Source organism: Cupriavidus sp. 22TCCZM04-2, assembly GCF_057798895.1.
Genome location: NZ_JBYOJS010000002.1, coordinates 229,283 through 253,557, shown reverse-complemented (window position 1 = coordinate 253,557; position 24,275 = coordinate 229,283). Strand labels below are relative to the sequence as shown.

Sequence of the window (24,275 nt, the reverse complement as noted above, 5' to 3'; positions counted from 1 at the left end):
CGGTGAACTCCATCCTGCGGGCGCTCGTTCCACCCTGGGTTGATCGGATCAGATCAGGCTGCGCAGCCAGGAGCGGTCCAGGCTGACCTTGGCCCAGTGCCCCAGTGCGCACCGGTCGGTCTGGTGCGTGCCGGTCGCGGGCAGGTCCGGCAGCGGCTTGTCGAGGCGGGCGATCAGGTACACCTCGTTCTTCTCGATCGGCGGGAACGGCACGAAATAGCGCGCCTGGTCGCCGTCGGGGGCGCGCGGCAGGACCTCGGCCACCGAGCCCGGTACGGGCCTGGCGACGCCATCCACCTTCACCGTGACGCGGGCGCCCGGCAGCAGGTCCTTGCTCAGGCTGCGCGGGAACACCGCAACCACGCGCGGCTGGCTGCAGGTGGTGGTGCGCATGAGCGTGGCGCCCGCGGCGACACGCGTGCCCGGGGGCGCCAGCACGTCTTCGACCACGCCGCCGGTATAGGCCTTGATCTCCAGGTTGGACACGCGCTCCAGCCGTTCCTGTTCGGTGCTGACCATCTTGTCGACGGACGCGCCGTACTCCTGCAGCTGCGTGATCTCGGACTGCAGCTGCGCGATGCTGGCGCGCAGTTCGTCCTGGCGCTGCACCAGCGCGCCGACGGCACCGTCCGCGCTGCTCATGTAGACCTTGCTGCGCGCGGCTTCGCTGCTGCCGCGCGCGCTGTCCAGTTCGGCCTGGATGGCATCACGCTGACCCGACAGCACGGTCAGCTGGTTGCGCGACGCATTGGTGTAGGCCTCGCTGACCGCGCCCGCCCATTGCATGGCCTGGTTGCGGTTGACCACGTCTTCCTGCTGGTCGATCTGCTGGCGCGCGACGGCCAGCTTCGCTTCGATGCCCTTGACGCGCGCCGCGTGTTCGCGCTGCGCCGCCGACTGATAGCGCTGGATGTCCTGGCCCGTCGATGCGAGACGGGCCTGGTCCGAAGCGAGCTTGGCCCTGGCGGCTTCCAGGCGCGTCTGGTTGTCGAGCTGCTTGCCGGTCAGCTCCGTCAGCAGCGCGCGGTCGAGGTTGGAGTTCTGCAGCGTCATGAGCGGCTGCCCGGCTGCAAACGTGCCGCCCACCGCGACCGTCTGGCGCGTGATGACGCCTTCGACGGGCGTGGTCACAAGATTCACGGGGCTGTTGACGACGGCGCGTTCCGAAGACCGGTTGAACACCGGTGGAAACATCACCGACAGGATGATCCAGATGATGAAGGCGACCATCCCGTAGCTGGCCAGGCGCGGGGCGATCTGCCACAGCGGACGCAGGCCGATCTCGCGGCTTCGTCGGCGCACCAGCGCTTCTTCCTGCCGAGACAGGCGCGACTGCGGCGTCTTCGTCGGCAACAAGTGCCTGGTATTTTTCGGGTCCGGCTTCTCGGGCTTCTTGTCCATGGTTTCCTCTGGCAAATAAAGCTGGTCCGCGCCACCTCGGCAGGCACCGGGCAGCATGGGCGAGCGCTGTCGGCGCGCGTGGCCCGCAGGCTGGCGCGCAAGCGCAGTCGTCATCCCCCAACACATTTTTTTATGCACCGCGTCCCGGAGCCTGTCTCGGCACGGAACGGACCTGCGTATCGGACCGGGCCAGCCGGTCCTGGAGTTGCCCGCGTCATCACCACAATGCGCACCGCAGTGAGTCGTGCGAGCAGGAAGAGCGAGGCGCGAACGCCATTGATCCCCGGGAATGTTGCAGCGCGACGTTGCTGCCCGGAGCGTTTCAAGGCTATGCAAGTTGCCGCATCACTGCTGTAAGAATGTGTAAGGGCTGCATGTCACACCACTTATCTCGGCGCAAATCGCCGGCTCGATTCATGGTGAACATCGGCTGCGCGGAGGCGATGGGGATTTCATATCGCCCGCCTGCGCGATTCACGCAATCACGGCAAAATGCAAGGCCGGCACACTGCCGCGAATCTAACCAATCCGGACATCGATCCACCCCACAGGGAACTCTCCATGCCTGCCATTGCCACGCCCGACATGCCCTACCGCCGCCTTGGCGCCAGCAACCTCAAGGTCTCCGCACTGTGCCTGGGCACCATGATGTTCGCCGACCAGACCGATGAAGCCGAAGCCGCGCGCATCGTCGGCAGCGCGCGCGAGCACGGCGTGAATTTCATCGACACCGCCGACGTCTACAGCAAGGGCGCGTCCGAGCAGATGGTAGGACGCTTGCTGACAGACAGCCGGCACGACTGGGTGCTAGCTTCCAAGCTCGGCAACCCCATGCAGCCGGGTCCCAACCATTCGCACTATTCGCGCGTGTGGATCCTGCGCGAAGTCGAGGAGAGCCTGCGCCGCCTGGCCACTGACTATCTCGACATCCTGTACCTGCATCGCGACTACGCGCAAGAAAACCTGGAGGAAGCCGTGCGCGCCATGGGTGACCTCGTGCGCGCGGGGAAGATCCGCTACTGGGCCGTGTCGAACTTCCGCGGCTGGCGCATTGCGGAGATCGCTCGGCTGTGCGACCAGTTCGGCGTGCCGCGCCCCGTGGCCTGCCAGCCGTACTACAACCTTCTCAACCGCATGCCGGAAGTGGAAATCCTGCCGGCGTGCGAACATTTCGGCCTGGGTGTGGTGCCGTACAGCCCGATTGCGCGCGGCGTGCTGACCGGCAAGTACCTACCGGGCCAGGCGCCCGCCACCGGCACGCGCGCGGGCCGCGCCGACCGCCGCATGATGGAGACCGAGTTCCGCGAGGAATCGCTGCTGATCGCGCAACTGCTCAAGAAGCATGCCGAGGCGCGCGGCCTCACGGCGGGACAGTTTGCCACGGCGTGGGTGCTGGCCAACCCCATTATTTCGTCCGTGATCGCGGGACCGCGCACGCTTGCGCAGTTCGAAGATTATTTCGGCGCGCTGAACGTGACCATTTCGCCGGAAGAAGAGAGCCTGGTCGATGGTCTCGTTCCGCGGGGACATGCCTCGACGCATGGCTACAACGATCCGAACTACCCGTTCGCGGGCCGGCCGGTAAGCGTCGCCGAAGCGCCATCCGCCTGACACCAGCGATCAAGTGGACGATGCGTGGCCCGGGGCTGGCGATGTTCTGTGGCAACAGTCGCGCAAAGCGTCTTGCTCCTACAGCACTGCGCGCCCGTTCCTACTAATATTCAGTTAGAGCGGGTTCCCCGATAGGAAACCCGCTGCCCTTGCACTCGGGACCGGCGTGAAGACCGCGCCGAGAGTGCCGGTAGAAGAACGGGATGGCCAAAACGTGGCACGACGTGGCTGGATCTTCGCTGGCTTGGCAGTCGCCCTCTGTGGGGGCGGGTATGTCGTGTTCAGCCTTGTTTCGAATGAAGTGCGCAATTCGCAATGGCAGGCGCGCTACCTTGGCCGCTTTGCCAGCGAACTGACCTTCGACGTCCAGCCCGGGGCCAGCGACAGCATCCGCTTCCCGCATTCCGGACCGTACGACGACCGCATGGGCTATGGCCGGCTGCCGCTGTTTGCCAAGCGCCTGGGCGCGCGCGGCTACGTGCCGGCCGAACAGGCGCGCATGTCGCCCGAAATGGTCCGGCTGATGGACCAGGGCATCTTTCCCCCTTACCGTGAAAAGAACCAGGCCGGCCTGGTGCTGCGCGACTGCAACGGCATGACGCTGGCGTTCGAGCGCTATCCGCAGCGCCAGTACGACGATTTCGCGGCCGTGCCTCCCGTGCTGGTCAGTTCGCTGCTGTTCGTCGAGAACCAGGGCCTGCTCAATCCCGAATACCCGAGCATGAATCCGGCGCTGGACTGGAAGCGGCTGTCGCGCGCGGTGATCGACCGCGCGATCCGGCTGGCCGACCATTCGCACGATTCGCCGGGCGGCAGTACGCTCGCCACGCAGATCGAAAAGTACCGGCATTCGCCCGAAGGCCGGACCCAGTCGATCCCGGAGAAATTCCGGCAGATGGCCTCCGCGTCGCTGCGCGCCTACATGGATGGCCCCGACACGCAGCGTGCGCGCGAACGCATCGTGATGGACTACCTCAATACCGTGCCGCTGTCGGCGCGGGTCGGGTTCGGTGAAGTCAACGGGATCGGCGATGCGCTGTGGGTCTGGTACGGAGAGGACTTCGGCGAAGCCAACCGCCTGATGAAGCAGATGGATTCGCGCGCGCCGACCGACCGCCAGGCGCAGGCGTACAAGCGCGCGCTGTCGCTGATCATCTCGCAGCGCCGGCCGTCCTATCACCTGCGGCGCGACGATACCAACCTCGACGCGCTCACCGGCAGCTACCTGCGGCTGCTGGCGGCCAACGGCATCATCACGCCCGAACTGCGCGATGCGGCGTTGCGGCAGCCGCTGGACAAGGCGGCGCCACCGGCCAGGCCGGAGCGCGAGCCATTTGTCACGCGCAAGGCGGTCAACCGCGTGCGCGCCGACATCGGGCGCCTGACCGGCGTGGACAGCCGCTACGACATGGACCGCCTGGACCTGACCGCGGACAGCACCATCAACCGCGAGGCGCAGCGTGTCGTCACGGATACGCTGCTGCGCATGAGCGACAAGAACGTCGCACGCGCTATGGGGCTGTACGGCCACAACCTGCTGCGCGACCAGGACGATCCGTCCAAGCTGATGGCGAGCTTCACGTTGTTCGAACGGGTCGGCAACGCCAGCGTGGTGCGTGTGCAGGCCGACAATATCGACCAGCCGTTCGACATCAACAGCGGCGCCCGGCTCAACCTGGGTTCCACGGCCAAGCTGCGCACGCTGGTGACCTACCTCGAGATACTGAGCGAGCTGCATGCGCGCTATGTTGGCATGAGCAAGGAAGAGCTGGCCGGCGTGAAAGTGGCGAAGCCGGACGCGCTCAGCCGCTGGGCGATCGACTACCTGTCCAAGGCGCGCGCGCCGCAGGACCGCACGCTGGCGGCCATGCTGGACGCCGCCATGGAGCGCAAGTATTCGGGCAGCGCCGGCGAGGGCTTCTACACCGGCGGCGGCTTGCAGAGCTTCACCAACTTCGAGCGCTGGGAAGGCGAGCGCATCATGACCGTGCGCGTGGGCTTCCAGCACTCGGTCAACCTGGTGTTCATCCGCATGATGCGCGACATCGTGCGCTATGAGCTGTTCCACGGCAAGGTGGACATGAGCGACATCTTCGAAGACCGCAACTCGCCAGAGCGGCGCGTCTACCTGGAGCGCTTCGCCGACCAGGAAGGCAGCGCCTACATGACGAACTTCTACCAGCGCTACCGCGGCAAGGACGCCGACCAGCGCCTGGCCACGTTGCTGAGCCGCGTGCGCGTCAGTACGCCGCACTATACGGCGGTGCGCATGTCCGTGACGCTGCTCAGCGCGCGTCCGGATCTCGACGAGGAAAACTTCGAGCGCATCATGCGCGCGCACATGACGGCCAAGCAGCTCGCCGGCGAAGACCTGGCGGCGCTGTACAGCAAGTACGGCCACGACAAGTTCAACCTCAATGACCGCGGCTACCTGTCGCGCGTCCATCCGCTCGAACTGTGGATGGTCGAGTACATGGACAAGAACCCGGACGCCACGCTGTCGCAGATCCTGGACGCCAGCAAGGACCAGCGCCAGTACGTGTACCGCTGGCTGTTCCGCTCGCACAGCAAGTACGGGCAGGACAACCGCATCCGCACGCTGCTGGAGCAAGAGGCCTTCCAGCGCATCGCCAGGCGCTGGCAGCGGCTGGGCTATCCGTTCGACGCGCTCACGCCTTCCTACGCCACCGCGATCGGCGCATCCGGCGACCGCCCGGCCGCGCTCGCGGAACTGGCCGGCATCATCCTGAGCGGTGGCATGGCCACGCAGACGGCGACCGTGCGTAGCCTGGACTTCGCCGCCAATACCCCCTACGAGAGCCGCTACGTGCTGCAGCCCGAGCCGGGCAAGCGCCTGCTGTCACCGGAGATTACGGCGCTGGTGCGGCGTTCGATGCTGGACGTGGTCGAACGCGGCACGGCCAAGTCGATTGCCGGCGCCTTCGTGGCGCCGGGCAAGGGTGGCGCGCCGATTCCGATCGCCGGCAAGACCGGTACCGGCGACCAGCGCTTCCAGACCTATGGCCCGGGCGGGCGGCTGATCTCGTCGCGTTCGGTCAATCGTTCGGCCACCTTCGTCTTCACGCTCGGCGAGCGCTTCTTCGGCACCGTGACCCTGAACGTGAAGGAGCCTTATGCCGCGCGCTACAGCTTCACCAGCGCGCTGGCGGTGCGGGTGCTGCGCTACCTGGCGCCGCAAGTGGCGTCCATGGCGGCGCCAGGCGGTGAACAGGCTCTGCTGCGCTGCCGTGACTGGTCGCAGGAGATGCGCCTGCCGCGGACCGAGGCCCAGGCGCCGGCGCCCGAAGGCGCCACCGCTTCGGCGGACCTCGTTAAGGTCGATCAGCCTCTGCGGCGCACCATGCCATAAAGCACCAGCAGGATGATCGCGCCGATCACCGACGCGATCCAGCCCGCGGGCTGGCCCGGCTGGTACCAGCCCAGCGAGCGGCCGATGAAGCCGGCCACCACCGAACCCAGGATGCCCAGCAGGATCGTCATGATCCAGCCCATCTTGTCGTCGCCTGGCTTGATGGCCCGTGCAATCAGTCCCACGATCAGGCCAACGAACACGGTGCCAAGGAATGCCATCATGATCTGCTCCGGCTTGTGGAAGGGATCGCGGCGGCGCTGATCCGGGCCGGGTCCGGACCGGGTCCGAACCGGGTCCGTTAGCGGCCCCCGCTGCGATCCATAATAGACGCGGCCAAGGCAGGCAGCATGTCCGCGCTGTTGCGGGGCCTCGGCCGTTCAGCCGCCCGCCAGCCTGAACTGGCTCACCGCGTGGTGCAGGGCGGCGGCCTGGTCTTCCAGCGACGCTGCCGCCGCCGCCGCTTCTTCGACCAGCGCGGCATTCTGCTGCGCCATCTGGTCCATCTGCGACACCGCCTGGTTGACTTGTTCGATGCCGCCGGTCTGCTCCTCGGTCGCGGCCCGCATTTCGCCCATCAGGTCGGTGACGCGCTTGACCGCCTCGACGATCTCGTCCATGGCCTTGCCGGCGCCTTCCACCAGTACGGCGCCGTCTGCCACACGTTGCGCCGAGTTGCCGATCAGCGCCTTGATTTCCTTGGCGGCCGTGCCGCTGCGCTGCGCCAGCGTGCGCACCTCGCCGGCCACCACGGCGAAGCCGCGGCCCTGTTCGCCGGCGCGCGCGGCTTCCACCGCGGCGTTCAGCGCCAGGATGTTGGTCTGGAACGCGATGCCCTCGATCACGGCGATGATGTCGACCACCTTGCCCGACGCGTCCTTGATGTCGCCCATGGTCGTCACCACCTGGCTGACGATGCCGCCGCCGCGCACCGCGATCTCGGACGCGCCCTCGGCCAGCCGGCTGGCCTGGCGCGCATTGTCGGCGCTCTGGCGCACGGTGCTGGTGAGCTGTTCCATGCTGGCCGCGGTTTCCTGCAGCGAGGCCGCCTGTTCCTCGCTGCGGCGCGACAGGTCGGAGTTGCCGGTGGCAATCTGCTTGGCCGCCCCGGCAATGGCGTCCGCCGAGCCGCGAATGCTGCCGATCGCGCCGGTCAGGCGAGACTGCATCTGCTGCATGGCGAACAGCACGCTGTGTTCGTCGCCCTGACGCACGTCGACGCGGGTAGCCAGGTTGCCTTCGGCGATGCGCGCGGCAATCTGCGACGTGAGCGCGGGCTCGCCGCCGAGCTGCTTCTGCAGGCTGCCCGCCACGCGCAGCATGACCACGGTCATCAGCGCGCCCACGCCGAGCAGCAGGCCCAGCGCCTTGTACAGCGCGACGCGAAACTCGGCCTGGATGTCGTCGAGGTAGAAGCCGGCGACGAAGATCCAGTCCCATGGGCGGAAGTTCGCCACATAGCTGAGCTTGGCCTGCGGCTCCGCGGCGCCGGGCTTGGGCCAGAGATACTCGACGAAGCCCTTGCCCGCGCCTTTGCCAATGGCGGCCATGTCGCGGAACAGGTAGGTGCCGTTGGCGTCTTTGGTGTCCTCCATCTTCTTGCCGTTCATCTCGGTCTTGAACGGATGCATCAGCACCTGCGTGTCGGAGCGCATCAGCGTGAAGTAGCCATCGGCGCCAAAGCGCATGGCGCGCACGCGCGCCACCGCCTGCTGCTTTGCCTCTTCCTCCGGCAACTTGCCGGCCCGGGCCAGCGCTTCATATTCGGCCGCGACCGACACCGCGGTGTCCGTCACGTGGGCCAGGTCCAGGCGGCGCTCCTCAAGGCGCAGCGCGCGCATCTCCCACGCATTCCACAGCGTGATGCCGAGCAGGCAGACCCAGCTCAGCACCAGTGGCAGCAGTAGCTTTTTCCTCAGACTCATGTTTTGCAGCATTGCCTTGCTTCCTCCATACGCTCGGTGTGTCGGACTTTTTGCCGTCCGTCACCGCCATATCGGCGGCCGTCCTACTAACTTGATTGGGGTAAAACCACCCATGGAAGGGGTAGTGTCTATTGCCACGGCAAAAAGTGCGGACGTCGTCACGGCGAAGGCTGCTGGCGTCGCCTACAATCGGCGTCGGTCCGCAAGTGGCGGATCCCCAACGTTCCGGCAAGGAGAAAGCATGGCAGCGCCGCCACGCAACCCGATGACGCAACCCGATGCAGTCGACAGCAGCGAGCACAACGACGACACGCACCATCACGGTGCGCTGTCGGTGTTCCTGGTGTTCCTGCGGCTGGGGCTGACCTCGTTCGGCGGACCGGTGGCGCACCTGGCGTACTTCCGCGCCGAGTTCGTGACGCGCAGACGCTGGATGAGCGAGCGCGCCTACGCCGACCTCGTCGGCCTGTGCCAGTTCCTGCCCGGCCCGGCCAGCAGCCAGGTGGGCGTGGCGCTCGGGTTGTCGCGTGCTGGTTATGCCGGCGCGCTGGCGGCATGGACCGGTTTCACGCTGCCGTCGGCGGTGGCCATGATCCTGTTCGCGCAAGGGCTGTCGGCGTGGGGAGCGGCCGTTCCGGCGGGATTGCTGCACGGCCTCAAGCTGGTGGCCGTGGCGGTGGTGGCGCAGGCGTTCTGGGGCATGGCGCGCAGCCTGTGCCCGGACACGCTACGTGTCACCATCATGGCGATTGCGGCGTGCCTGGCCGTGGCGTTGCCGGGCCCGTGGATACAGGTGGCCGTCATTGCCGCCACGGCAATCGCCGGCCTCGTGCTGATGCGCCCGCAAGCGGACTTGGCGCATGACCCCTTGCCAATGCCCGTCAGCCACCGCGCGGGCGTTGCCGCGCTGCTGCTGTTTGCCGTGCTGATGGCCGGGTTGCCCCTGCTTGCGCGGCAAGCGGGCGCGGGCGGCCTGCAGATGTTCGATGCGTTTTTCCGCGCCGGCGCGCTGGTCTTCGGCGGCGGCCATGTCGTGCTGCCACTGCTCGATGCGGCGGTGGTGCCAACCGGCTGGGTCGGACGAGATGCGTTCCTGGCCGGCTATGGCGTGGTGCAGGCCATGCCCGGCCCGCTGTTCACGTTTGCCGCCTTCCTGGGCGCGGCCATGCAGATCGAGCCGTCCGGCTGGGCCGGCGGGCTGCTGTGCCTGGTGGCCATCTTCCTGCCGGGAGTGCTGCTTGTGGTCGGCGTGCTGCCGTTCTGGGAAAGCCTGCGCCGCAGCCGGCGCGCGCAGGCTGCGCTTGGTGGCGTGAACGCCGGCGTGGTAGGCCTGCTGCTGGCCGCGCTGTACCAGCCGGTGTGGACCAGCGCGGTCCATGCGCCGCTTGATTTCGGGCTGGCCATGGTGGCGTTGGTGGCGCTCGTATTCTGGCGCCTCCCGCCATGGCTCGTGGTGGCGGTGGCCGCTGCTGTGGGCTGGGCCAGCGGCCTTTGAGTGCCGGATAGGGCGCCGGCGCCGCCGCCGATTTCGTCGGAACCATCCCTGTCAACGAATTGTCAACAACCTGACCTAGGGTCAAAACCTGGCGTACAGGTTTCCCTGAGCCCGAGCATGCCTGGAATCACCTGAAGGAGGTTGCCATGTCGGTCAAACTCAGGTGCTGGTCGGAAGATGGCGAAGAAGTCATCGACGTTCCCCAGTCCACGCTGGCCGCGCAGGTTGCGCAGCTGGCGCAGGACGGCGCGCAACATGCGCCCGATGCACCGCAGGCGGCGGAGTTCACGAAGTGGACGATGCCCGATGATCCGGACCGCTACGCAGACTTTGCGTAGCCCATGTGGCACCCGGCGCATGCTGCCGGGTGCCGTTCCACACAACATACCCTTCCCCCTCCACCGGACAGGCCGCGGGCATTAGCACATGCCGCCCGGCCTGCGGCTTGCCCATCCCGCTACTCCGGAAAATCTGATATCTCGCTTTTCGCATAGGACGCGGTCTCGCGTTTTCATATGCTTCGGTCATCGCGCTGCACCCTTCCAAACGCGGCGAGAACGATGACTGGAGACATCAATGCCCTTGTTCCTGAACGAAGTCTGGCTTGGCGATATCAAGCCCGAACTGATCGAAGAGGCCGTGACCTTCTTCGGCAACCTGAGCGTCGGCACCAAGCCCGACAACCTCCCGCCCGATTTGCGCATGATCGCCGGCCCCTGGCTCTCGGCCGAGGAGGCCAAGGTGATGTTCATCTTCGAGATCGACGACCCGTCGACGATGTTCGATGCCTACGCCGAGCGCGTGGTCAGCGGCCTGTTCGCGCGGCGCAAGCTGACGCTGCTGTCCGGCTGGGACCAGATGAAGGCCTATACCGACCGCGTCGCCAGCGCCTGATCCACATCGAAACAAGGAGAACGAACATGCCGAAGTTTTTCAATGAAGTGTGGCTGCGCGATATGTCGCCCAAGACCATGCAAGGGGTCGTGGACTTCCTCGGAAACCTGCGACAGGGCGTGCGCCCGCATAACTTGCCCGGCGACCTGAAGCTGCTCGCGGGCCCGTGGCTGTCCAATGAAGAGGCGAAGGTCTATTTCGTGTTCGAGATCGACGATCCGACCGAGACCTTCGAGGCCTTCGCAGAACGCGTGGCCGACGGGCTGTTCCTGAAGCGCCGCCTGACGCTGATCCAGGACTGGGATGGCGCGCGCAGCTTCTCGAAATACCTGAGCGGCCGGCCGCTGAAGGCGGCCTAGGCACGGCAGGCACACCCTGCCGCAGGCGGCCCCGGCGGCCGCCACCGCGCGACAGCGCAGGACACTACAAGACCGACCGCAGGAGACAAAGAATGAGCGGTATCAACAGCGGGCGCCGGCTGGCGCTCAAGCAGGGTATTGCCCTGGCGGCGGGCTCTGCCGCCTCCGGCCTGATGCTCCACGCCCCCGCGCGTGCGGCGGGGCAGACCTACAACTACAAGCTGGGGATCGCGCTGGACGCGACGCACCCGACCACGGTCAACCTGACCGCTGCCGCCGCCGAGATTGCGCGCCTCTCCAACGGCCGCCTGAACATCCGCGTATTTCCCAACAGCCAGCTCGGCAGCGACACCGACATGGTGTCGCAGGTGCGCTCGGGCGCCATCGACCTTGTCAGCACGGCGGGCCTGATCTGGGGCACGCTGGTGCCGGCCGCTTCCGTGAGCGGCATCGGCTTTGCGTTCCCGAGCTACGAGCACGTCTGGAAGGCCATGGACGGCGAACTCGGCGCGCACATCCGCGGCGCGTTCACGAAGGTCAACCTGATGCCGTTGCCGAAGATCTGGGACCACGGCTTCCGCCAGGTCACCAGCAGCAACCGGCAGATCAACACGCCGCAGGACCTGAGCGGCTTCAAGATCCGCGTGCCGCTGAGCCCGGCGCTCACGTCGATGTTCAAGGCCTTCGGTGCCGCGCCTGCCGGCATCAATATGGCGGAGACGTACACCGCGCTGCAGACGAAGATCGTGGACGGGCAGGAGAACCCGCTGACCATCCTCGGCACACAGCGTCTCTATGAAGTGCAGAAGTACTGCTCTCTGACGTCGCACGTCTGGGACGGTTTCTGGCTCGTTGCGAACCTGCGCACATGGAACGCGCTGCCCGATGACCTGCGCCAGCTCGCCGCCACCACGTTCGATACCTACGCGGTCAAGCAACGCCAGGCCGTGGATGCGCTCAATACCCGCCTGCGCGAAGAGTTGAAGGGGCGCGGCATGGTCTTCAACCAGCCGGACGTGAAGGCTTTCCGCGACTACCTGAGCCAGGCCGGCTTCTACCGCGACTGGCAGAAGAAATTCCCGGCCGAGACCTGGGCCATGCTCGAAAGGTACGCCGGCAAGCTGGTCTAGCCACGGCAACGTTCCCCTGTCGGTATCCGCCGGCCGGTGGCGCTCCGCCACCGCCATGCCGGCGCTCACACTCAAAAATCTGGAGACATCATGGCATTCATCGCGCGCGTGGCATCGCTCATCACGCTGGGCTTCACCCTTTCCTGCATGGGCACGCAAAGTGCCGCGGCACAGGAGGCCAAGGGCAAGTACATGAAGACGCCGACCGGCTACCTGATGGTGCTGCGGCACGGCGACAACGTGCTGCAGAACCTCGAGCAACTGGCGCGGGAAGAGAAGATCCCCAGCGCCAGCTTCGTCGGTATCGGCTTCATGCAGGAGGCGACGTTCGGCTTCTACGACTTCGGCCGCAAGCAGTTCGACCCGAAGACGTACCGCAATGTCGAGATGGCCAATATGACCGGCTCCATCGCGTGGAAGGAAGGCAAGCCTTCGATCCACGCGCACGGCACGGTGACGGACGGCACCTTCCATGGCGCCGGCGGCCACCTGCTCGGGCTGACCGTCGGCACTGGCTCGTGCGAGATCACGGTCACGGTCTATCCGCAACGGCTGGAGCGCTTCGTCGATCCTGAAATACAGGCCAACGTACTTGGCTTGCCGCAGCAATGACGGAGGCGGGACATGTCCACGCATATGGTCGATATCAACGCCCCGCGCATGGAGCCCGATGCGGGGGCGCTACCGGGCGGCACCGCCGCACGCATACTGCGGCTTGCCGACAAGGCGCTGGGTGTGATGACCGAAGTGCCTGCCGCGCTGCTGGTGGTGGCCGAGGTCGGCGTGCTGTTCAGCGGCGTGCTCAGCCGCTATGTCCTGCACACGCCGCTGGTGTGGGTCGATGAACTGGCTTCGCTGCTGTTTATCTGGCTCATCATGCTCGGTGCCGCAGTCGCGTTCCGGCGCGGCAGCCACATGCGCATGACCGCGCTCGTCGACGCGGCGGCACCGAAGTGGCGGCCCGTGTTCGAACTCGTGGCGACCGTGGCCGCGCTGACCTGGCTCGCGCTGGTCGCGCATCCGGCGTGGGAATTCGCGAGCGAGGAAGCGGCGGTGACCATGCCGGCGCTGGATATCTCCAACGCCTGGCGTGCCGCCGCGCTGCCGCTCGGCATCGCGCTGATCCTGCTGATGAGCGTGGTGCGTCTGTTGTCCACGTCGAGCTTGCGGATGGCGCTGCTGTCGCTGCTTGCGTGCGGCGCGGTGGTCGGTGTCCTGGTCATGCTGCAGCCCGTGTTCCAGGGGCTCGGCAATGCCAACCTGCTGGTCTTCTTCGTCGGCATCGTGGGCTTGCTGGTCTTCACCGGCGTGCCGATCGCGTTCTCGTTCGGCCTGGCCACGTTTGGCTACCTGTCGCTGACCACGTCGACGCCGACCATCGTCGTGATCGGCCGCATGGATGAAGGCATGTCGCACCTGATCCTGCTCGCGGTGCCGATGTTCGTGTTCCTCGGCGTGCTGATCGAGATGACGTCGATGGCGCGCGCCATGGTGCAGTTCCTGGCCAACCTGCTCGGCCACATCCGCGGCGGCCTGTCGTATGTGCTGATCGGGGCGATGTATCTCGTCTCCGGTATCTCGGGCTCCAAGGCGGCGGATATGGCGGCTGTGGCGCCTGCGCTGTTTCCCGAGATGAAGAAGCGCGGCGCCGATGATGGCGACATGGTGGCGCTGCTCGCCGCAACGGGCGCGCAGACCGAGACGGTGCCGCCGAGCCTGGTGCTGATCACCATCGGGTCCGTCACGGGCATCTCGATTGCCGACCTGTTCACGGCGGGCCTGATGCCGGGCATCGTGCTGGCACTGGTGCTGGGTCTCGTGGTCTGGTGGAAGGCGCGCAAGTCGGGCGCCGCGTGCAGTGCGAAAGCCACGCGCGCCATGATCGGCAAGAGCCTGGTGGTGGCACTGCCCGCGCTGGCGCTACCCTTCGTCGTGCGTGCCGCGGTGGTGGAAGGCGTGGCAACGGCGACCGAGGTCTCGACCATCGGCATCGTCTACGCGCTGATCGTCGGCCTGCTGGTGTACCGCAAGCTGGACCTGCGGCAGCTCTGGCCGGCGCTGGTGGATACGGCCGCGCTGTCGGGCGCGATCCTGCTGATCATCGGCACTGCCACCGGCATGGCGTGGTCGCTCACGCAGTCCGGCTTCTCCGGCGATCTGGCTGCGGCCATGGCGCAGCTGCCAGGTGGGGCGCCGGCATTCCTGGCGGTCTCCATCATCGCGTTCGTGCTGCTGGGCAGCGTGCTGGAAGGCATTCCCGCCATCGTGCTGTTCGGGCCGTTGCTGTTCCCGATCGCGCGCCAGCTTGGCATCCATGACGTCCATTACTCGATGGTCGTCGTGCTGGCCATGGGCATCGGCCTGTTCGCGCCGCCGTTCGGGGTTGGCTACTACGCCGCCTGCGCCATCAGCCGCACCAAGCCGAGCGAGGGTGTGCGCCATATCTGGCGCTACATGACTTTCCTGTTCATCGGCACCGTCGTGGTCGCGGCCGTGCCCTGGATCTCCACCGGTTTCCTCCATCACTGATCGCCCCATGAAATTCGCAGCCTTCGTCGAGTACGCCAACGAGCCCGAGCGCATCGCGCAGTTCCGGCCCGCCCATCGCGCTTATCTGCAGGACCTGTTGCAACGCGGACGGCTGGTCATTGCAGGCCCGTTCGCCGACGGCAGCGGCGCCCTGTTCGTGTACGAGGCCGCCAATGAAAACGAGGCCAGCAAGCTAGCGGCCAATGATCCGTTCGCGAAAGCGTCGCTGTTCAGGGGCATCGTCATGAAGCCCTGGAAGCTCGTGTTCGCGAGCACCGACAACCTGACCCCTGCATTGTGAGATCGGACATGAGCACGGATAACACCATCCTGCAAAGACTGGCCACGTCGCTGCGCGATGCGGCACAGGAGCGCCAGCCGATCGCGCCGGTGCGTGAAGCACTGGCCGATATGGGCGTGGAGGGCGCCTATGCGGTTCAGGACATCAATACGGCCTACTACCTTGATACCGGGCGGCGGCTGACGGGCCGCAAGATCGGCCTGACATCGAAATCCGTACAACAGCAGCTTGGCGTCGACGCACCCGATTTCGGCATGCTGTTCGCGGACATGGAACTCGCGCCCGACGAAGAGGTGGCACTCGGGCGCGTGCTGCAGCCGAAGGTGGAAGCCGAAGTCGCAGTGGTGCTGGAGCGTGACCTGAAGCATGAACAGGTCACGCTGTCGCAACTGATGTCGGCCATTGCCTATGTGCTGCCGGCCGTAGAGATCGTGGGCAGCCGCATCCGTGACTGGGATATCCGCCTGCTCGACACGGTGGCGGACAACGCGTCATCGGGTCTGTACGCGCTCGGCACGCAGCCCAAGAAGCTCTCGGAAGTGGACCTGCGCACGTGCGGCATGCTGATGGAGCGCAAGGGCGAGGTGGTTTCGCTCGGCGTGGGCGCGGCCTGCCTGGGCCATCCGCTCAACGCTGCGCTGTGGCTGGCCCGCAAGATGGCCGAAGTGGGCCGGCCGCTGCACGCGGGCGACGTCATCATGACCGGCGCGCTCGGCCCGATGGTGACCGTTGCGCCGGGCGATATTATCGACACCACCATCGCGGGCCTGGGCGTCGTCCGCACGGCCTTTGCCTTGAACTGAACGGGATTCGGGCTCAGTCCTTGCGCGTCAGCTTCCGGATCAGGTCGATCACGGTCCGGCTGGCGTAGGTCAGCGGACGTTGCGTGCTGGTGGCCAGCACCAGCGTGCGCGTCAGGACCGGATCGATGATGCGGCTCACGGCAATGCGTCCGAGCTGCATCTCGACGGCCACGGCCTGCCGCGTCAGGATCGTGTACGCGGCGCCATTCGCGACGATCTCGCGCATGGCGGTCAGCGAATCGACCTCGATCTGGGTGTTCAGGTGGACGCCCGCCTTCTTCGCCTCTTCCAGCAGCATCATGTGGAAGCCGTCGGGCGCGCCGGGCAGCACGAGCGGCAGCGCCGCGGCATCGGCAAACCGGCAGCCTGGCTTGGCGACATTCGGGTCGCCGGCCCGCGCGATCAGGTACAGCTCGTCGGTGGCGAGCTTTTCGTCGGTCTTGTGGATGCGTTCGCCATAGCGCGAGAACACGCCCACGTCGGTGCGGCCGCTGGCCAGCGCCTCTTCGATATTGCCCGCGAACCCCTCCATCAGGCGCAGCTCGATCTTAGGGAAATCCGCGCGCACGATCTGGAACAGCGGGCCGACGATCTGCTGCGTGATCGACGCCTGCAAGGCCAGCCTGACGGGCCCGCTCGGGACTTCGGCCCGGTCGCGGATATCGTTCCTGAGCAGTTCGAATTCGCCCAGCAAGGTCTTCACGCGCGGCATGATCGACTGCCCGAACTCCGTCAGCACCACGCCGCGCCCGGTGCGATAGAACAGCTTCGCGCCGAACTCGCTCTCCATTCCCGCAATGTGCTTGCTGAGCGCGGACTGCGCAATGCCGCGCGACGCGCAGACCTTGCTCAGGCTGCCGGCTTCGACGATGTCGGATAACAGTTGCAGGTGCTTGATGTCCATCGCCTGATTGCGTCTGTGGGGTCGTGTCCGTGGAGCCGCTGGAGGGCCGCGCGGTGGCGACGATTGTAGCGAAATGGCTCGTCTCGCAACGCCACTTCCCGGCGCTTTCCCGAGCGTGGCGCGAAAGCAGCGAAGGGCGCCAGCCTGTACCATCGCGTCTGGTCCGCCTGGCGCGGCAGCAACCATCAGACTTAGCGATTCGTGGGGAAGGGCATGGCATTGCAGGCAGGAAAGATGTTCGTGGCGGGCGAGAAGGGCAGGATCGAGCTGATCGTCGATACGCCCCGCACGGAGGCACATGGGATCGCCGTCATCGGGCACCCGCATCCGCTGCAGGGCGGCACGGCCACGCACAAGGTTCCGCACGTGCTCGCGAAGGCCCTGGCCGCAAGAGGCTATGTCGCCGTGCGGCCTAATTTCCGCGGCGTGGGCGATACCGAGGGCGAGCATGACAACGGAGAGGGCGAGACCACCGACACGGTTGGCGTCATCCATCACCTTCGACAGGCATACCCGGGACTGCCTCTGGTCCTCGCAGGATTTTCATTCGGCGCGTACGTTATGGCGCGCACGGTGGAAGCGCTGCGCGGCGAGGGGCTGCAGTGCCCGCACCTGATCCTCGCCGGCATGCCGTGGGGGACCATTCCCGGGCACCGGAGCTATGAGACGCCGACGGTCCCATCTACCGCGCTGGTTGTGCATGGCGAGAAGGACGAGCGGGTGACCCTCGGCGCAGTGCTGGACTGGGCCCGGCCGCAAGAAATGCCCGTCGTGGTGGTGCCGGGCGCCAATCACTTCTTTACCGGAAAGCTCGGCGCGCTGGAGCGTGTGGTCGGTGGCTATCTCGACCATCTTCCCGCGCCGGACGCGAACGCCTGAGCGTTTGCCTCACACCATGGCGGCGCAGGCCGCCCACCAACTACCACCAACCAACGATCACTTGCTGTAACGGGCTGTAAACAGTCGCCGGCATCGTCTCGTTGCGATTTTAAATGAGAACGATTATCCTTTTTGCTCGCGATTAATTTGTGACTCCTGTGTCACAGTCTCTACGCGGCCTGCGCCGCCCGTCCACCGCAATGACCGAAACCGAGCCGGCGTCCGGCCAGCAACGACGTGCCTTCTGGCTCAAGCATCTCCATCAGTGGCACTGGATCAGTTCCGCGATCTGCCTGGTCGGGATGCTGCTGTTCGCCGCGACCGGCTTCACGCTGAACCATGCGGCCCAGATCGAGGCGTCGCCCAGCGTGGTGACGCGCCAGTCCACCGCGCCGGCGAGCCTGCTTTCGGCGCTGAAATCTGCCATGCCGGCGGCCTCGGGCAGCGGGCGCGATGCCAAGAGTGTCGTGCCGCCTGTGCTGGGCGACTGGCTGTCGCGCGAGCTCGATATCGATGCCAGCGGGCGCGAGGCGGAATGGTCCGCCGACGAGGTCTACGTCTCGCTGCCCCGTCCGGGTGGCGACGCCTGGGTCAGCCTGGCGCTGGATACAGGCGAGACCCAATACGAGACCACCACGCGTGGCGCCATCTCGTACCTGAACGACCTGCACAAGGGCCGCAACACCGGCCGCGCGTGGAGCCTGTTCCTGGATGTGTTCGCGCTGGCCTGCGTGGTCTTCTGCGTGACCGGCCTGTTCCTGCTCAAGCTGCATGCCGCCGGCCGCGTGGCCACGTGGCCGCTGGTGGGACTGGGGCTGGTGGTGCCGCTGCTGCTGGCCATCCTGTTCATCCACTGACCCGATCGACCGGCTCCGTATCCATCTTTCCTGCATCTTCCTGACGAGGTTTTCCGATATGCGCCGATTGCTCTCTGTCACCCTCACCGGCATGGCCGCCGTGCCGCTGGCCGGCCCCGCCTTCGCGGCCGACATGAATGTGAAGGTGGAAATCCCGCGCCTGAACGTGGCGGAGTATCACCGCCCCTATGTCTCGGTCTGGGTGGAGCGCGCCGACCAGAGCCCGGTATCGACGTTGGCGGTCTGGTACGACGTCAAGAACAAGGAAGGCACCAAGTGGCTCAAGGACATGCGCCAGTGGTGGCGCAAGGCCGGTCGCGACACGCAAATGCCCGCCGATGGCATTTCCGGCGCCACGCGCGCACCTGGCGAGCACACGCTCACTTTTACGGACAGCAAGGCGCCGCTTGGCAAGCTGCCGGCCGGTGACTACCAGCTCGTGGTCGAAGCCGCGCGCGAAGTGGGCGGCCGCGAACTTGTGCGCGTGCCGTTCACCTGGCCGCCGCAATCGGCCCGGACCGCCCGCGCCAAGGGAGAGCATGAACTGGGCGGCGTGAGCGTCGACCTGAAGCCTTGATGCAGGGATGCACTGATTCCAACCGGAGACCGACGATGAAGACCTTCCGATCGCGCCTGTCCACCCGCCTGGCCGTGCTGGCCCTGGCGACCCTGGCCCCGCTGGCCGCCCATGCGCACCGCCAGTGGCTGCTGCCCTCGGCTACCGTGCTGTCCGGCAACGACACCTGGGTGACCGTGGATGCCGCGGTCTCCAATGACCTGTTCTACTTCGAGCACGTGCCGCTGCGCCTGGACAACCTGGTCGTGACCGGCCCGGACGGCGGCGCCGTGAAGGCCGAGAACGCTTCCACCGGCCGCTACCGCAGCACCTTCGACGTGCACCTGGCCCAGCCAGGCACCTACCGCGTGGCGGTGCTCAACCAGGGCCTGTTCGCGAGCTACAAGGAAAACGGCCAGACCAAGCGCTGGCGCGGCACGGCCGAGGCGTTCGCGAAGGAAGTGCCCGCTAACGCCACGGACCTTCAGGTGACGCAGGCCGAAGGCCGTGTCGAATCCTTCGTCACCAACGGCAAGCCGAGCAGCAAGGGCCTGGCCGCCAGCGGCCGCGGCCTGGAACTGGTCCCGATCACGCATCCGAACGACCTCGTGGCCGGCGACACGGCGAGCTTTCGCCTGCTGCTGGACGGCAAGCCGGCGTCCAACCTGAAGGTGGCCGTGGTGCCGGGCGGCATCCGCTATCGCGACCAGCTGCAGGAGTTCAGCGCCACCACCGACGCCGACGGCAAGTTCAGCGTCAAGTGGCCGGCCCCGGGCATGTACTGGATGGAAGCCGAGGTCCGCGACGAGAAGACCTCGGTCAAGGCCGCCAAGACCCGCCGCGCTACCTACGCGGTGACGGTCGAAGTGCTCCCGCAATAAGCGGCCGGAAGGGTTTGCCAGCTTGAACCGCGTCCTGATCCCGCTATCGCTGTCCGCGCCGCCGGTGCCACCCGGCGTACAGGCGCGCGCGCAGCGCTGGGCCGGCGAGACCATGGGCACGACGTGGTCGGTGGTGGCCATGCTGCCGGCCCAGGCCGATGCCGACGCGATGGAGCGGGGCATCCGCGCCGTGCTCGATGGCGTGATCGCGCAGATGAGCAATTGGGCGCCGGACTCGGACGTGAGCCGCTTCAACCGCGCTGCCGCCGGTACGTGGGTCGCGCTGCCGGCTGACTGCCTGCGCGTGCTCGCCTGCGCGCTGCAGATGGCTCGCGACAGCGGTGGCGCCTACGATCCGAGTGCCGGGCCGTTGGTCGACCTGTGGGGTTTCGGCCCCGCGCCGCGGCGCAGCGTGCCGCCGGCACACGACCAGGTTGTGCAGGCCAGACGGCAATGCGGCTGGGGCCGTGTCCAGCTCGATGCCGACGGTGGTCGCGCGCTGCAGCCCGGCGGCGTATCGCTCGACTTCTGCGCGATTGCCAAGGGCTTCGCGGTGGACGCCGTCGCGCAGTACCTGCAAGCCCACGGCGTGGCACACCACCTGACCGAAATCGGCGGCGAACTGCGCGGCCACGGCGTCAAGCCGGACGGCATGCCGTGGTGGGTGGCGCTGGAAACGCCGCCTGGCGGTGGCGCCGCCACGCAGGAACAGACGCTGGTGGCGCTGCACGGCCTGTCGGTTGCCACCTCGGGCGACTACCGGCGCTTCTTCGACAGCGAAGGCCGCCGCTATGCGCACACCATCGACCCGCGTACCGGCTATCCCGCCAGCCATGCCCTGGCCTCGGTCACGGTGTTGCATGCCGAATGCATGATGGCCGATGCGCTTTCGACCGCCCTGACCGTGCTTGGCCCGCAGGCCGGCATGGAGCACGCTCGCCGGCATGGCATTGCCGCACGATTCCTGGTGCGCACGCCAGGCGGCTTTGATGAACATCTTTCCCCGGCCTTCGCCGCGATGCTGGCTTGAATTGCTCTATCACATGCTGGCTGGCCGCCGTGTCCGGCCTCTGCCTGGCCATGCTGAGCGCTTCGCGCATCGGCATGGCGGCAGGCGTGTTGCTCGCCTATGCGGGCTTCTGCGGTGCGGTTTTCGATCATCACCGCCGTCGCCGCGCACGCGTCTCGTCGCTTGCCCCGGACACGGACCGGAACGATGCCACGCTGGTGGCCTATGCCAGCCAGACCGGCTTTGCCGAGCAGTTGGCCATGCAGACCGCCACGGCGCTGCAGGGGGCCGGCATGCCGGTGCACCTGCTTTCGTTCGCGGACCTGGATGCGCGCCGCCTCGCCAGTTTCCGGCAGGCGCTGTTCGTGGTCAGCACCACCGGGGAAGGCGATGCGCCGGACAGTGCCTCGGGTTTTGCGCGCCGCTTGCTCGCCGGCGCAGGACCGGATGCATTGCGGCAGCTTCGCTATGGCGTGCTGGCCCTTGGCGACAGCAGCTACGCGCGCTTCTGCGCGTTTGGCCACGTGCTGTCCGACTGGCTGCAGCGCCATCATGCGCGTCCGTTGTTCGACCTGATCGAGGTCGACAATGGCGATGCCGGCGCGCTGCGCCACTGGCAGAACCACTTGTCGGCGCTCAGCGGCGGCGCGGAGATCGCCGACTGGGAGCGCCCCCGCTACGGCCAGTGGCAGCTTTCGGCGCGCCATCACCTGAATCCCGGCAGCCAGGGCGCGCCGGCGTTTCACCTCGTGCTCGGGCCCGAGGGCGCCGTGCCGGACTGGCAGCCCGGCGACATCGCCGAGATCGGCCCCCGCCATGATCCCGCCGAGATCGGCAAGCTGCTCGACAAGCTGGCGATGGACGGTGCCACGCCCGTCCGCTGCGATGGCCAGGCGATGTCGCTGTCGGAAGCGCTCGCCACGCGCTTGCTGCTGCCGGAAGCGCACCTGTCGACGATGCGCGCCGTGCCGCCGCAAAAGCTTGTCGATGCGCTGTCGCCGCTGCCGCATCGCGAGTATTCGATTGCCTCGCTGCCGCAGGACGGGCAGCTTGAATTGCTGGTGCGGCAGGCTCGGCATGCCGATGGGCGGCTCGGGCTGGCGTCAGGGTGGCTGACCAGCCATGCGCCCGTGGGCGCGCGCATTGCGCTGCGCATCCGCACCAATCGCAGCTTCCATCCTCCGGCCGAGGATTGCCCGCTGATATGGATTGGCAACGGGACGGGGCTGGCCGGCCTGCGCGGACATCTGAAGGCGCGTGCGCTGGCCGGACGGCATCGCAACTGGCTGATCTTCGGCGAGCGTTCGGCGCGTCACGACAATTTCTTTGCCGATGAACTGGCTGCGTGGCAGGCCGACGGCGTGCTGGAGCGGCTGGATCTTGTCTATTCGCGCGATGGCAGCGCCGTGCGCTACGTGCAGGATGCGCTGCGCGCGCGTACGCGGTTGCTGCGCGAATGGGTCGAAGCCGGGGCGGCCATCTATGTGTGCGGCAGCCTGCAGGGCATGGCAGGCGGCGTCAATGATGCGCTGGCCGATCTGCTCGGCGCGGAGGCGTTGCGCCGGCTCTCGGAGCAGGGCCGCTACCGGCGCGACGTCTACTAGCCGGCCGCGTCAGCCCACGTACCAGAGGATGCTGACAAACTGGCATGTGCTGCCCGCCAGCACGAACAGGTGCCAGATGCCGTGGAAGTGCCGGACCTTCTCGTCGAACAGAAAGAACCCGATGCCGGCCGTATAGAGCGCGCCGCCCGCCACCAGCCACCACAAGCCCGCTGCCGGCAACGCGGCCGCGAGCGGCTGGAACGCGATCAGCACCAGCCATCCCATCACCACGTAGATCGACAATGAAAACACGCGCGTGCGCCGGCCGATCCAGAGTTCCTGCACGATGCCGATCACCGCGAGTCCCCAGTTGATGCCGAACAACGCCCAGCCCCACGGCCCGCGCAGCGTGACCAGCGCAAAGGGCGTATAGCTGCCTGCAATCAGCAAATAGATCGCGCAATGGTCGAGCCGCTGGAATATGTCCTTGGCCGGGCCGCGCAGGCTGTGGTACAGCGTGGAGATGGTGTAGAGCAAAACCAGCGTGGTGCCGTAGACCACGGAACTGACGACCTTCCACGCGTCGTGGTAGAGGGCCGAGGATGTCACCAGCACCGCCATGCCGGCGGCTGCCAGGATGGCACCGGCAAGGTGGCTGTAACCGTTGAATCGTTCGCCGCGATACATGCGCCGTCCTCCGGGAAAACTCAGTCGGTGCGCAATTCGCGGTTGCAACTGCGGATGCGCGAAGCCGTATTTTCGCACGGGTGCGGCGGCCGACCCCCGCAAGGCCCTGACGCGAGTCATGACTTCGTTGCCCCGCCGCGACGGCGTTGCGACATATTCATCAGATTTGCTCCGAGAGACCCCGCCATTCATGGCGCGATGCTGCCTTCGCTTGACGGCGGCGCGTTCGGTCCGCCGGCTAACCGCGCGCGGCGTCCAGCATGGCCATTGCAAGCCCGAGCAGCAGCGCCGCCGCCGACGCGATGAACCAGCGCACGGTCTGCCGATACTCGCTGACGGCATCGTCCTCAATGCGCAAGGCGCGGAACAGTGCCACGATTTGCAAGACGACCGCCCCGACCAGTGAAAGCGCGGCAAACAGCGCGCGCGCGTTCCAGTGCCCCGGACTCTCGAAGCCCCAGAAGCGCCAGAAGGCGAGCGAAAAGCCCAGCAGCACGGTGATGGCCGTGATGATGCCCTGGCGATAGCCTGCGGGCACCATCTGCGGCGGGATATCCGGCGGGGCCATGTCTGGTGGCCTTATGGTTGCGCCGAGGGCAGTTCCACCACGGCCACCGTTGCAACCAGGCCGCCCAACACGCGGCTGCGATGGCCCTTGCCAGTCGTATCCTCCAGCAGCAGCGCGCTGCCGGGGACCAGCGAACGGCATTCGCCGTCGGAGGCTTCGAACTCCATTTCTCCGTCCAGCATGAACATCCACATCCGCAACGGCGTCGGATGCAGGTCTCCTGCCCAGCCGGCAGGCACAACCAGGAAGCCCTGGCGGACGGCAGGCGGCATCGGTGAAACCCAGAACGATGGGGCAGGCGGCGCAAAATTGCGCTCGGACATTTCCATCGACAACGCGCCGAAATGCGATTCACCGGATGCATCGGCGTACAGGCGGCCGAACGCGAGCGTGGAATGGTGGGAAGCGGGGATTGCGCGGTTTGCGGGGTCAGACATGGGTGTCTCCGGCAGGGGGCGACAGCCCCCGTCGCTACGCTAACCAGTCTAGTTCGCGAGCGTGATACGGGCGCAATGTTTTGCCGTTCTGCACGCGGGTCACTTTTTTTTGGTTACTTTTTGTCGCTCGCACAA

24 protein-coding genes are annotated in these 24,275 nt (G+C 66.7%); 17 read left to right on the top strand and 7 right to left on the bottom strand.

The annotated features are described in order from the left end of the window. Nucleotides 1-48: 48 nt before the first annotated feature. Entirely contained in the window at nt 49-1,401 is a 1,353-nt protein-coding gene (locus AC3FKG_RS04560) for an HlyD family secretion protein (RefSeq protein WP_483712948.1), read from the bottom strand. A gap of 561 nt (nt 1,402-1,962) precedes the next feature. Here AC3FKG_RS04560 and AC3FKG_RS04555 point away from each other — a divergent pair. Beyond that, nucleotides 1,963-3,012: an aldo/keto reductase gene (locus tag AC3FKG_RS04555; RefSeq protein WP_488742532.1), complete on the top strand. Its 1,050-nt coding sequence runs from the start codon at nt 1,963-1,965 to the stop codon at nt 3,010-3,012. A gap of 214 nt (nt 3,013-3,226) precedes the next feature. After that, on the top strand, nt 3,227-6,382 hold the full coding sequence (locus AC3FKG_RS04550) for a transglycosylase domain-containing protein (RefSeq protein WP_488742531.1): 3,156 nt from the start codon (nt 3,227-3,229) through the stop codon (nt 6,380-6,382). Here AC3FKG_RS04550 and AC3FKG_RS04545 read toward each other — a convergent pair. Together AC3FKG_RS04545 and AC3FKG_RS04540 are read right to left on the bottom strand one after the other, a co-directional pair. Beyond that, nucleotides 6,355-6,606 (bottom strand): GlsB/YeaQ/YmgE family stress response membrane protein, encoded by a 252-nt coding sequence (locus tag AC3FKG_RS04545; RefSeq protein WP_483712954.1) that lies wholly within the window; start codon nt 6,604-6,606, stop codon nt 6,355-6,357. The genes AC3FKG_RS04550 and AC3FKG_RS04545 overlap by 28 nt on opposite strands. 156 nt (nt 6,607-6,762) lie before the next feature. Further along, entirely contained in the window at nt 6,763-8,319 is a 1,557-nt protein-coding gene (locus tag AC3FKG_RS04540; RefSeq protein ID WP_488742530.1) for a methyl-accepting chemotaxis protein, read from the bottom strand. Between the two features lie 229 nt (nt 8,320-8,548). On the opposite strand from AC3FKG_RS04540, the gene chrA reads away from it, so the two are divergent. The 9 genes from chrA (at nt 8,549) to mhpD (ending at nt 15,818) form a co-directional block, all read left to right on the top strand. After that, nucleotides 8,549-9,802, top strand: a complete 1,254-nt coding sequence (gene chrA, locus AC3FKG_RS04535; protein WP_488742529.1) for a chromate efflux transporter — start codon at nt 8,549-8,551, stop codon at nt 9,800-9,802. A 146-nt stretch (nt 9,803-9,948) separates the two neighbouring features. Continuing rightward, a complete protein-coding gene (locus AC3FKG_RS04530; protein ID WP_483712960.1) occupies nt 9,949-10,140 on the top strand; it encodes a hypothetical protein in 192 nt (63 codons plus the stop codon). 238 nt (nt 10,141-10,378) lie between these two features. Next, the gene (locus AC3FKG_RS04525; RefSeq protein WP_224080921.1) at nt 10,379-10,696 is read left to right on the top strand and encodes a hypothetical protein; all 318 of its coding nucleotides are present in this window, start codon (nt 10,379-10,381) and stop codon (nt 10,694-10,696) included. Between the two features lie 26 nt (nt 10,697-10,722). Next, the gene (locus AC3FKG_RS04520; protein WP_483712962.1) at nt 10,723-11,055 is read left to right on the top strand and encodes a hypothetical protein; all 333 of its coding nucleotides are present in this window, start codon (nt 10,723-10,725) and stop codon (nt 11,053-11,055) included. A 92-nt stretch (nt 11,056-11,147) separates the two neighbouring features. Beyond that, a complete protein-coding gene (locus AC3FKG_RS04515) occupies nt 11,148-12,185 on the top strand; it encodes a TRAP transporter substrate-binding protein (protein WP_483712964.1) in 1,038 nt (345 codons plus the stop codon). 90 nt (nt 12,186-12,275) lie between these two features. After that, nucleotides 12,276-12,797, top strand: a complete 522-nt coding sequence (locus tag AC3FKG_RS04510; RefSeq protein ID WP_488742528.1) for a PPC domain-containing DNA-binding protein — start codon at nt 12,276-12,278, stop codon at nt 12,795-12,797. A 24-nt stretch (nt 12,798-12,821) separates the two neighbouring features. Then, nucleotides 12,822-14,714: a TRAP transporter large permease gene (locus AC3FKG_RS04505; protein ID WP_488742652.1), complete on the top strand. Its 1,893-nt coding sequence runs from the start codon at nt 12,822-12,824 to the stop codon at nt 14,712-14,714. 7 nt (nt 14,715-14,721) lie between these two features. Beyond that, a complete protein-coding gene (locus AC3FKG_RS04500; RefSeq protein ID WP_483712968.1) occupies nt 14,722-15,015 on the top strand; it encodes a YciI family protein in 294 nt (97 codons plus the stop codon). An 8-nt stretch (nt 15,016-15,023) separates the two neighbouring features. Next, on the top strand, nt 15,024-15,818 hold the full coding sequence (gene mhpD, locus AC3FKG_RS04495; RefSeq protein WP_488742527.1) for a 2-keto-4-pentenoate hydratase: 795 nt from the start codon (nt 15,024-15,026) through the stop codon (nt 15,816-15,818). Between the two features lie 13 nt (nt 15,819-15,831). Here mhpD and AC3FKG_RS04490 read toward each other — a convergent pair whose 3' ends face one another. Further along, nucleotides 15,832-16,722 carry a LysR substrate-binding domain-containing protein gene (locus AC3FKG_RS04490; protein ID WP_483712970.1) on the bottom strand — a complete coding sequence of 297 codons (891 nt, stop codon included), beginning with the start codon at nt 16,720-16,722 and terminating at the stop codon, nt 15,832-15,834. 213 nt (nt 16,723-16,935) lie between these two features. Here AC3FKG_RS04490 and AC3FKG_RS04485 point away from each other — a divergent pair, with 213 nt between their 5' ends. The 6 genes from AC3FKG_RS04485 to AC3FKG_RS04460 all read left to right on the top strand — a co-directional run bounded on the left by AC3FKG_RS04485 (nt 16,936) and on the right by AC3FKG_RS04460 (nt 22,508). After that, entirely contained in the window at nt 16,936-17,601 is a 666-nt protein-coding gene (locus AC3FKG_RS04485) for an alpha/beta hydrolase (protein ID WP_488742526.1), read from the top strand. 200 nt (nt 17,602-17,801) lie between these two features. Further along, nucleotides 17,802-18,458, top strand: a complete 657-nt coding sequence (locus AC3FKG_RS04480) for a PepSY-associated TM helix domain-containing protein (protein WP_483714436.1) — start codon at nt 17,802-17,804, stop codon at nt 18,456-18,458. 58 nt (nt 18,459-18,516) lie between these two features. Next, nucleotides 18,517-19,035: a DUF2271 domain-containing protein gene (locus AC3FKG_RS04475; RefSeq protein ID WP_483712973.1), complete on the top strand. Its 519-nt coding sequence runs from the start codon at nt 18,517-18,519 to the stop codon at nt 19,033-19,035. Nucleotides 19,036-19,070: 35 nt separating this feature from the next. Then, complete coding sequence (locus AC3FKG_RS04470) at nt 19,071-19,895, top strand: DUF4198 domain-containing protein (RefSeq protein WP_488742525.1); 825 nt, start codon at nt 19,071-19,073, stop codon at nt 19,893-19,895. A gap of 22 nt (nt 19,896-19,917) precedes the next feature. Beyond that, complete coding sequence (locus tag AC3FKG_RS04465; RefSeq protein WP_488742524.1) at nt 19,918-20,925, top strand: FAD:protein FMN transferase; 1,008 nt, start codon at nt 19,918-19,920, stop codon at nt 20,923-20,925. 50 nt (nt 20,926-20,975) lie between these two features. Continuing rightward, on the top strand, nt 20,976-22,508 hold the full coding sequence (locus tag AC3FKG_RS04460) for a sulfite reductase subunit alpha (RefSeq protein WP_488742651.1): 1,533 nt from the start codon (nt 20,976-20,978) through the stop codon (nt 22,506-22,508). 9 nt (nt 22,509-22,517) lie between these two features. Here AC3FKG_RS04460 and trhA read toward each other — a convergent pair whose 3' ends face one another. The 3 genes from trhA to AC3FKG_RS04445 all read right to left on the bottom strand — a co-directional run bounded on the left by trhA (nt 22,518) and on the right by AC3FKG_RS04445 (nt 24,140). Further along, entirely contained in the window at nt 22,518-23,135 is a 618-nt protein-coding gene (gene trhA / locus AC3FKG_RS04455) for a PAQR family membrane homeostasis protein TrhA (protein ID WP_483712976.1), read from the bottom strand. Between the two features lie 238 nt (nt 23,136-23,373). Further along, the gene (locus AC3FKG_RS04450; RefSeq protein ID WP_483712978.1) at nt 23,374-23,703 is read right to left on the bottom strand and encodes a hypothetical protein; all 330 of its coding nucleotides are present in this window, start codon (nt 23,701-23,703) and stop codon (nt 23,374-23,376) included. An 11-nt stretch (nt 23,704-23,714) separates the two neighbouring features. Continuing rightward, complete coding sequence (locus AC3FKG_RS04445) at nt 23,715-24,140, bottom strand: cupin domain-containing protein (protein ID WP_488742523.1); 426 nt, start codon at nt 24,138-24,140, stop codon at nt 23,715-23,717. Nucleotides 24,141-24,275: the final 135 nt, after the last annotated feature.

Bases quoted from the DNA above. Each gene is read 5' to 3' on its own strand.
- AC3FKG_RS04525 (WP_224080921.1), top strand. From the start codon at position 10,379: ATGCCCTTGTTCCTGAACGAAGTCTGGCTTGGCGATATCAAGCCCGAA.
- AC3FKG_RS04480 (WP_483714436.1), top strand. From the start codon at position 17,802: ATGACCGAAACCGAGCCGGCGTCCGGCCAGCAACGACGTGCCTTCTGG.
- AC3FKG_RS04450 (WP_483712978.1), bottom strand. From the start codon at position 23,703: ATGGCCCCGCCGGATATCCCGCCGCAGATGGTGCCCGCAGGCTATCGC.
- AC3FKG_RS04470 (WP_488742525.1), top strand. From the start codon at position 19,071: ATGAAGACCTTCCGATCGCGCCTGTCCACCCGCCTGGCCGTGCTGGCC.
- AC3FKG_RS04545 (WP_483712954.1), bottom strand. From the start codon at position 6,606: ATGATGGCATTCCTTGGCACCGTGTTCGTTGGCCTGATCGTGGGACTG.
- AC3FKG_RS04460 (WP_488742651.1), top strand. From the start codon at position 20,976: ATGCTGAGCGCTTCGCGCATCGGCATGGCGGCAGGCGTGTTGCTCGCC.
- trhA (WP_483712976.1), bottom strand. From the start codon at position 23,135: ATGTATCGCGGCGAACGATTCAACGGTTACAGCCACCTTGCCGGTGCC.
- AC3FKG_RS04500 (WP_483712968.1), top strand. From the start codon at position 14,722: ATGAAATTCGCAGCCTTCGTCGAGTACGCCAACGAGCCCGAGCGCATC.
- AC3FKG_RS04520 (WP_483712962.1), top strand. From the start codon at position 10,723: ATGCCGAAGTTTTTCAATGAAGTGTGGCTGCGCGATATGTCGCCCAAG.
- AC3FKG_RS04445 (WP_488742523.1), bottom strand. From the start codon at position 24,140: ATGTCTGACCCCGCAAACCGCGCAATCCCCGCTTCCCACCATTCCACG.
- chrA (WP_488742529.1), top strand. From the start codon at position 8,549: ATGGCAGCGCCGCCACGCAACCCGATGACGCAACCCGATGCAGTCGAC.
- AC3FKG_RS04560 (WP_483712948.1), bottom strand. From the start codon at position 1,401: ATGGACAAGAAGCCCGAGAAGCCGGACCCGAAAAATACCAGGCACTTG.
- AC3FKG_RS04505 (WP_488742652.1), top strand. From the start codon at position 12,822: ATGGTCGATATCAACGCCCCGCGCATGGAGCCCGATGCGGGGGCGCTA.
- mhpD (WP_488742527.1), top strand. From the start codon at position 15,024: ATGAGCACGGATAACACCATCCTGCAAAGACTGGCCACGTCGCTGCGC.
- AC3FKG_RS04555 (WP_488742532.1), top strand. From the start codon at position 1,963: ATGCCTGCCATTGCCACGCCCGACATGCCCTACCGCCGCCTTGGCGCC.
- AC3FKG_RS04530 (WP_483712960.1), top strand. From the start codon at position 9,949: ATGTCGGTCAAACTCAGGTGCTGGTCGGAAGATGGCGAAGAAGTCATC.
- AC3FKG_RS04515 (WP_483712964.1), top strand. From the start codon at position 11,148: ATGAGCGGTATCAACAGCGGGCGCCGGCTGGCGCTCAAGCAGGGTATT.
- AC3FKG_RS04510 (WP_488742528.1), top strand. From the start codon at position 12,276: ATGGCATTCATCGCGCGCGTGGCATCGCTCATCACGCTGGGCTTCACC.
- AC3FKG_RS04485 (WP_488742526.1), top strand. From the start codon at position 16,936: ATGGCATTGCAGGCAGGAAAGATGTTCGTGGCGGGCGAGAAGGGCAGG.
- AC3FKG_RS04490 (WP_483712970.1), bottom strand. From the start codon at position 16,722: ATGGACATCAAGCACCTGCAACTGTTATCCGACATCGTCGAAGCCGGC.
- AC3FKG_RS04475 (WP_483712973.1), top strand. From the start codon at position 18,517: ATGCGCCGATTGCTCTCTGTCACCCTCACCGGCATGGCCGCCGTGCCG.
- AC3FKG_RS04540 (WP_488742530.1), bottom strand. From the start codon at position 8,319: ATGCTGCAAAACATGAGTCTGAGGAAAAAGCTACTGCTGCCACTGGTG.